Source organism: Mycobacterium sp. E3247 (genome assembly GCF_001667785.1).
Taxonomy (GTDB): Bacteria; Actinomycetota; Actinomycetes; order Mycobacteriales; family Mycobacteriaceae; genus Mycobacterium.
In genome coordinates, this window is record NZ_LZJG01000328.1 from 1 (window position 1) to 898 (window position 898).

Consider the following 898-nt stretch of genomic DNA (forward strand, 5'->3'; position numbering starts at 1 on the left):
GCGCCCGAGGACACCATCGTGTTCTGCGGGGTGCACTTCATGGCCGAGACCGCCAAGATCCTCAGCCCCGACAAGACGGTCCTCATCCCGGATCAGCGGGCCGGCTGCTCGCTGGCCGACTCGATCACCGCCGACGAGCTGCGCGCTTGGAAGGACGAGCACCCCGGCGCCGTCGTCGTCTCCTACGTCAACACCACCGCCGCGGTGAAGGCCCTGACCGACATCTGCTGCACGTCGTCCAACGCGGTCGACGTGGTGAACTCGATCGACCCCGACCGCGAGGTGCTGTTCTGCCCGGACCAGTTCCTGGGGGCCCACGTGCGGCGGGTGACCGGCCGCACGAACATGCACGTGTGGGCCGGTGAATGCCATGTCCACGCCGGGATCAACGGCGACGAGCTGTCCGAACAGGCCAGGGCGAATCCCGACGCCGACCTCTACGTGCATCCCGAATGTGGTTGTGCCACTTCGGCGTTGTACCTCGCCGGCGAGGGTGCCTTCCCGGCGGACCGGGTCAAGATCCTGTCCACCGGCGGCATGCTCGACGCCGCGCACCAGACCCGGGCCCGCAAGGTGCTGGTGGCCACCGAGGTCGGCATGCTGCATCAATTGCGCAGGGCCGCACCCCAGGTCGATTTCCGCGCGGTCAACGACCGGGCGTCCTGCAAGTACATGAAGATGATCACGCCCGCGGCGCTGTTGCGCTGCCTGGTGGACGGCGCCGACGAAGTCGACGTCGACCCCGAGATCGCGGCGGCGGGCCGGCGCAGCGTGCAGCGGATGATCGAGATCGGTCAGCCGGGGGGCGGCGAATGACCGCCCGCCCGGCCTGGACCGACAGCGCCGACGTCGTCGTCATCGGTACCGGCGTCGGGGGACTGGCCGCCGCGCTGGCCGC

Annotated in this window: 2 protein-coding genes; both read left to right on the plus strand. The window is 69.8% G+C overall.

Translation table 11 applies throughout. The features are described from left to right. A partial coding sequence (nadA, locus tag A9X04_RS18230; RefSeq protein ID WP_067923396.1) for a quinolinate synthase NadA occupies positions 1-816 on the plus strand: 816 nt, incomplete at its 5' end. Then, the coding region (locus A9X04_RS32355) for a hypothetical protein (RefSeq protein WP_369828970.1) at positions 813-898 on the plus strand (86 nt) is incomplete at its 3' end. The genes nadA and A9X04_RS32355, both read left to right, overlap by 4 nt.